Below are 6,183 nucleotides of genomic sequence, written 5' to 3' on the forward strand. Positions count from 1 at the left end.
GTCCACATTGACTATCCGTCAGGTGACCGAGCGCGTCGTCGAGCTCGGCCTCGTGGACGCCGAGGCGGCGGCGGCCCTCGGCCGGGAGGTCCCGCTGGACCAGACGTTGGACTACTTCGCCGAGTCCGACGGCCAGGCGGTGCTCAGGGTGCTCGACGCCCTCGAGATCTGGTACGACATCGGCTACAAGACCTTCCGCGGCGTGTGTGAGTTCGAGGACCAGCTGTACCGGGAACAGCTGGACCGGATCGCCGCCCGCACGCGCGGCCTGCTCACTGTCACCGACGTGGAGTTGGTCGACGACGAGGACGGCGACCACCTGCTGCGGTTTCGCTGCAACGGGGAGCCGCGCGAGTGGCGGATCCCGCACGACGACGAAGAGGAGGAGGAGTTCAGCGCGACGATGGAGTTCACCATGGGCATCTCCAAACTCGTGCCGGCCGGCTCACCCGCGCGATGGTGCGGCGTCGACATCGACGATGCCGACTTCGGGCCGCAGTTCGTCTTTGGGGATCCCGTGGCGCTGCGGCAGCTCGGGTCGGAGTTCGGCCTGAAATTCAGGGCCTGATCCGAGGGAGGACGTCGAGTGCGGATCGTCGACGCCCGGGTGATCGTGAGCTGCCCCGGCCGCAACTTCGTCACGTTGAAGCTGGTCACCGACGAGGGCGTGACGGGCGTCGGCGACGCCACGCTCAACGGGCGCGAGCTGGCCGTCGCGAGCTACCTGAGCGAGCACGTCGTGCCGCTGCTGATCGGGCGGGACGCGGCCCGCATCGAAGACACCTGGCAGTACCTCTACAAAGGAGCCTACTGGCGGCGCGGGCCGGTCACGATGAGCGCGATCGCCGCGGTCGACACCGCCTTGTGGGACATCAAGGGCAAGGTGGCCGGCCTTCCCGTCTACCAACTGCTTGGTGGGCGGTCGCGCGAGGGCGTCACGGTGTACGGGCACGCGAGCGCGGACACAGTGGACAGTGTGCTGGAGCGGGTGGCCGACTTCGTGCGGCGGGGCTACAAGGCGGTGCGGGTGCAGAGTGGCATTCCCGGACTCTCCGATGTGTACGGCGTGCACACCGGCCCGGGCGTCTACGAGCCGGCCAGCGCCGCCGTCCCCGCCGAGACGGTCTGGTCCACTGAGCGCTACCTCGACCACGTGCCGGGGGTGTTCGCGCGGGTGCGGCAGGAGTTCGGGCCGCACCTCAAGCTCCTGCACGACGTGCACCACCGGCTCACGCCGATCGAGGCGGCGCGGCTGGGCAGGAGCCTTGAGCCGTACGCGCTGACCTGGATGGAGGACCCGGTGCCGGCCGAGCTCCAGGAGGGGTTCCGGCTGATCCGGCGGCACACCACCACGCCGATCGCGGTGGGCGAGGTCTTCAACAGCGTGTGGGACTGCCAGCAGCTGGTGAGCGAGCAGCTCGTCGACTACGTACGGGCGACGGTGGTGCACGCGGGCGGCATCACCCACCTGCGGCGGATCTTCGACCTCGCCGCCCTCTACCACGTGCGCAGCGGCTCGCACGGCGCCACCGACCTGTCGCCGGTCTGCCTCGCGGCGGCGCTGCACCTCGACATCAGCATCCCCAACTTCGGGCTCCAGGAGTACATGCCGCACGCGGACGTGACCGACGAGGTCTTCCCGCACACGTACCGGTTCGAGGGCGGCTACCTGCACCCCTCCGAGGAGCCCGGGCTCGGCGTCGACATCGACGAGGAGCTGGCGGCGCGCTACCCGTACAAGCCGGCGGCCCTGCCGGTGAGCCGCCTCGAGGACGGCACGCTGCACAGCTGGTGACCGGCGCGGGCCTACCGGGCGTGGGCCCGCGCCCCAGCTGCGTTAAAGATACTTGACATGATGTCTGGTCCGCTTTACCTTTGTCGGCATGTCCTTCGAGGAGAAGCGGGCGTGGATCTACGCGGCGATCGCGGTCGTCGTGCCGGTGGTCTACGTGGTAGTGGTCCTGCGGCGGCTCGCCGACGCCGACGTCGCCGACGTGGCGTACGTGCGGCCCCTGATCACCGCGATCGTCGCCGCGATGGTGCTCAACATCGTGGCCAACATCGTCGCCGGCATGTTCTCCCGCCGCGGAGACGTGGACAAGAAGGACGAGCGCGACCACCAGATCCACCGTATCGGCGAGTGGGTCGGCTTTCACGTCATGAGCCTCGCCGCGCTGGTGCCGCTGGTGCTCGCGATCACCGAGGTCGACTACTTCTGGATCGCCAACGCCCTCTACCTCGCATTCTGCCTGGCCGCCTTCGGCTCGTCGGTCGCCAAGATCGTCGCATACCGGCGGGGCTTCTGATGGTCAAGCCCACCCGGGTCACCAACTCGATCCGCACCCTGCGCTTCAACCACGGCGAGATGACCCAGGCCGACCTCGCCGACCGCATCGGCGTCACCCGCCAGACCGTCATCGCGATCGAGCAGGGACGTTACTCGCCGTCGCTGGAGATGGCCTTCCGCATCGCCCGCGTCTTCAAGGTCTCGCTCGACGAGGTCTTCCAATACCCGGACGAGACCGAGTAGACAGTCCACTCCATTCAGCTGAGTCGATCGCGGGAGAGTCTCGGTGAGCGGGGAGGATCCGTGCGTCCGTGAACCCCTGCCAAACCTGTCGGCACACGGTGGCGGTCGGCCCTCACCCTACGCGTCCACGACCTGCGGGGCCGCCTGCCCAAGTAGCTTGGGCTACCGCGACGTCCGTCGTGGCCCAGACCGGTGCGCGGGGTTCCCGCGTCTCACCCTGCGCGGTCGGCGATCTCACCCCGGCCCCTGTGGGCAGGGCGGCCCGTCCGGGGTCTGTGTGTCCACCACCCTTTCACCACCGCGCCGGCGGGCGGGCGGATGTGTGTGCGGGAAGCTCTGGAGCTGCCCCGTCTGTGCTCCCACTGGGGTGGGCTTGTGTCGCGGGGCCGGCAGCGGAGGCCGGGGTTTCGGCGAGCGCCAGCTCGTCGCCGGCCGTAGCGGTGCCCGCGGGAGAGCAGCCCAAGAAGACGTTTCCCCGGGGACCCCGCGGAGCCGGACACGCGAAAACCGGGCGGTGCGGGTGATCGTGGTATTTCAGTGCCCCTCTGGGGGCACCTAGTTACCACGATCTGACTCCGCGACCCGATGTCGATCGCCAGCCAGGTATCGGCGTGCCGGTTTGCTATGTCATCACAGCCCATCACCCCGACTCCGGAAGCTCTGTATGGCCGGCCCGGCCCGGACGCGTCCGGGCCGGACAAGCTCACCCGGACCCGCCGCGGCGCGAGGTTGCCGGCACGATCACCCATGCCGCCCGGGCCGGGCTCGCGCCGCTAGCGGGCGGCGACGAAGGCGCGGCCTACCGCGGTCGGGGTGGTGCCGGTGCGGAAGAGGCCGGACTGGTCCTTGTCGGTCGCGGGCAGGCCGAACCAGGCGTACCGGTGCAGGAAGGAGAGGCCGCCGAGCATCTTGGCCGCCGCCGTCACGAACGCCGCCTGCTGCGCCTGGCTGGGGAAGCGGGCGCCACCGCCGGAGAAGTCGATGAGCGCGAACTCGGTCAGCCAGATCGGCTTGCCGTACCGGTCGTACACCGCCCGCAGGTAGCGGCGGAGCTGGTCGACCGCGTTGGAGGTGTCGAAGTCGCCGCCGTACCAGTGCAGGGCGACGAAGTCGACCCGGTAGCCGCGGGACTTGGCGCCGGACATGAAGCGGTCGAGCCAGCCGCCCGGGTCGGCCCCGCCGAACGCGACCGCCGGGCTGCTCAGCTTGCTGCCGGTGGCCTGGAGCCGGGGCCACAGGTCGAGCGCCTGCTCCACGCTCATGTCGGCCTGGCCACCCATGTCGGGCTCGTTGAAGGCGAGCAGGTACGGCCCGGCCGCCTTGGCCGCCGCGAGCGCCGAGTCGTTGACGTCCTTGGTGCCCCAGATCATCGGCACGAACTGCGCGCCGCGCGGGGTGGTGACGCCCTCGTGGCGCGGGTTCCAGGTGTAGTACCAGCTCGCCGTGGAACTGGCGAGGGCCTGGCTGACGCCGTTGAAGTTCCACACCGCGACCCCCTTCTTCGGCGACGTGGCGGCCGGGGGCGCGGCGGGCGCCCTGGTGGTGCTGCGGGCCTTGGGCGTCGGTGTGGGTGTGGCGGGCGGTCTGGTGGTCGCTGGCGCCGGCGTGGGCGAGGCAGCCGGTGCCACCGCCGCGGGCAGGGGATTGGCCGCCGGTTCGGGCGAGGGGGAGCGGTTGAGCTTCACCCCGATGAGGGTCGCGGTCACCAGCACGACGACGGTGGCCGCGGCGGTGACCGGCACGGCGAGCCCGCTGCCGGTACCGGCGGCCGCCGCGACCTTCGCCGTCGCCGCACCCGCCTTGGCCGCTAACGCCGCGGGGCCGGACAGCTTGCCGGCGAGCGCGGCCGGCACCGGCAGCATCGAGATGCCGGCGAGCAGGCGGTCGATCGGCACCAGGTCGCCGGAGGTAGGCGCGCAGGTGCCGCAGTCGCGCACGTGCCGGGCCAGCCGCTTGCGCCAGAGCGAGTCCGGCTTGCCGTTCCACGATGCGGCGACCGAGCGGAGGGCGGTGCAGGCGGGCCGCGCGCGGAGGGCGCGCACGACGGTGCGGGCGGTCTGGATCTGCTCCTTCATGCGGTGGATGCGCACGCCGGCGTGGTTCGGGGAGAGGCCGAGCGCGCCGGCGAGGTCGGAGCGCTCCAGCTCGCCCGCCTCCTCCAGCCACCAGAGCGCGATCAGCTCCTGGTCGTCGGCGTCCAGCCAGCGGGTCGCCTCGGCCACCTCGCGCCGCTGGTCGGTCAGGCCGAGCCGGGCGATGGTGAGGTCGGCGAAGTCGGGGCCGGGATCGGGTACGTCGTGCATCGCCTCGACGCCCACCGGCCGGGCGGGTGTGGTGCGCCGGTGCAGCTCCCAGTCGCGCACCTGCCGGATCGTGATCGCCACCAGCCAGGGGCGGTAGGCGCCCGGGTCACGCAGGTCGGGCAGGTGGCGCACCACCCGTACCAGCGTCTCCTGGACCACGTCGTCGACGTCCGCGTGACCGCGCAGCGCGCGCCCGACGATGTTGTAGACCAGCGGGAGCGAGGCGGCGACCAGCGCGTCGAGCGCCTGCGCGCCGCCCTGCTGCGCCGCGCTGACCAGCGCGGCGTCCGGTGTGGCCCGACCGGTACGGGACATCCGCCTGCCTCCCTCTCCGCGGCACGCCACGCGTGCCGGTGCCGACCCTTCCTTAGAGGGCATCTGATCTCAATACGGGATAATTTGGTATAGGCGCGACGATGTATTCGAAAACAACATCCCACACGTAGTCCATCTGGTCTGGTACAGCACGTGGGTGACCGCTTCCCGACGCCCGTACCGAACCGACCTGTCCGACGCGCGCTGGGCGTTGATCGAGCCGATCCTGACGCGGTGGCGGGCGGACCGGGTCGGGTTGGGGATAGCGCCGATACAACATGACCTACGCGAGATCGTGAACGCGGTCCTGTACATCAACCGGACCGGGATTCCATGGGAGTACCTGCCGCACGACTTCCCTCCACATAAGACGGTTTACCACTACTATGCGTTGTGGGAAAAGGACGGCACGACTGAAGCGATCCACGAGGCGCTGCGCCGCAGGGTGCGGCGGGCCGCCGGGCGGGCCGAGGAGCCCAGCGCGGCGATCATCGACGCGCAGACGGTCAAGACCTCCAACAATGTTCCAGAGTCATCGCAAGGAATCGACGCCGGCAAGCGGATCAAGGGCCGGAAACGGCACATCGCCACAGACGTGCTCGGCCTGCTGCTGGTCGTGTTGGTCACTGCGGCGAGTGTGCACGACACGGCCGGCGGCCGATACGTGGTCGACGAGCTCGCCGCCCACCGACCAGATGTGGTCAGGGTGTGGGTGGATGCCGGCTACAAGCAGAGCGTCATCGACCAGGGCGCGGCACACGGCATCGATGTCGTGGTGGTGACCAAGGATCCCGACCAGCGCGGGTTCAAACCGCAACCCAAGCGGTGGGCGATCGAGCGGACCTTGGGCTGGCTGATGCTTCATCGCCGGCTGGTCCGGGACTACGAGGCCGACCCGGCCCGATCCCGGACGATGATTCTCTGGGCAATGATCGACAACATGTCCCGGCGGTTAACCGGAGAATCAACATCGACGTGGCGCACCACCCCAACAAATACGGACATTATCTGTCAGTTATAGATCAGATGCCCTCT

General features: G+C 69.9%; 6 protein-coding genes. 5 read left to right on the forward strand and 1 reads right to left on the reverse strand.

What is annotated here, in order from left to right:
• Nucleotides 1-22: 22 nt before the first annotated feature.
• The 4 genes from RB614_RS32645 (at nt 23) to RB614_RS32660 (ending at nt 2,530) form a co-directional block, all read left to right on the forward strand.
• Nucleotides 23-568, forward strand: a complete 546-nt coding sequence (locus RB614_RS32645) for a hypothetical protein (protein WP_308716536.1) — start codon at nt 23-25, stop codon at nt 566-568.
• 18 nt (nt 569-586) lie between these two features.
• Nucleotides 587-1,795, forward strand: coding sequence for a D-mannonate dehydratase ManD (gene manD / locus RB614_RS32650; RefSeq protein WP_308716537.1), 1,209 nt, complete (start codon nt 587-589; stop codon nt 1,793-1,795).
• Between the two features lie 88 nt (nt 1,796-1,883).
• Nucleotides 1,884-2,306: a hypothetical protein gene (locus RB614_RS32655; protein ID WP_308716538.1), complete on the forward strand. Its 423-nt coding sequence runs from the start codon at nt 1,884-1,886 to the stop codon at nt 2,304-2,306.
• Entirely contained in the window at nt 2,306-2,530 is a 225-nt protein-coding gene (locus RB614_RS32660) for a helix-turn-helix transcriptional regulator (protein WP_308716539.1), read from the forward strand. The genes RB614_RS32655 and RB614_RS32660 overlap by 1 nt, the downstream gene beginning before the upstream one ends.
• A gap of 773 nt (nt 2,531-3,303) precedes the next feature.
• On the opposite strand, the gene RB614_RS32665 is transcribed toward RB614_RS32660, so the two are convergent.
• The gene (locus RB614_RS32665; RefSeq protein ID WP_308716540.1) at nt 3,304-5,148 is read right to left on the reverse strand and encodes a sigma-70 family RNA polymerase sigma factor; all 1,845 of its coding nucleotides are present in this window, start codon (nt 5,146-5,148) and stop codon (nt 3,304-3,306) included.
• Between the two features lie 157 nt (nt 5,149-5,305).
• On the opposite strand from RB614_RS32665, the gene RB614_RS32670 reads away from it, so the two are divergent.
• Entirely contained in the window at nt 5,306-6,169 is an 864-nt protein-coding gene (locus tag RB614_RS32670; RefSeq protein ID WP_308711415.1) for an IS5 family transposase, read from the forward strand.
• The last annotated feature ends 14 nt before the right edge of the window (nt 6,170-6,183 follow it).

Source organism: Phytohabitans maris (assembly GCF_031085175.1).
In the GTDB taxonomy this organism is placed as follows: domain Bacteria; phylum Actinomycetota; class Actinomycetes; order Mycobacteriales; family Micromonosporaceae; genus Phytohabitans; species Phytohabitans maris.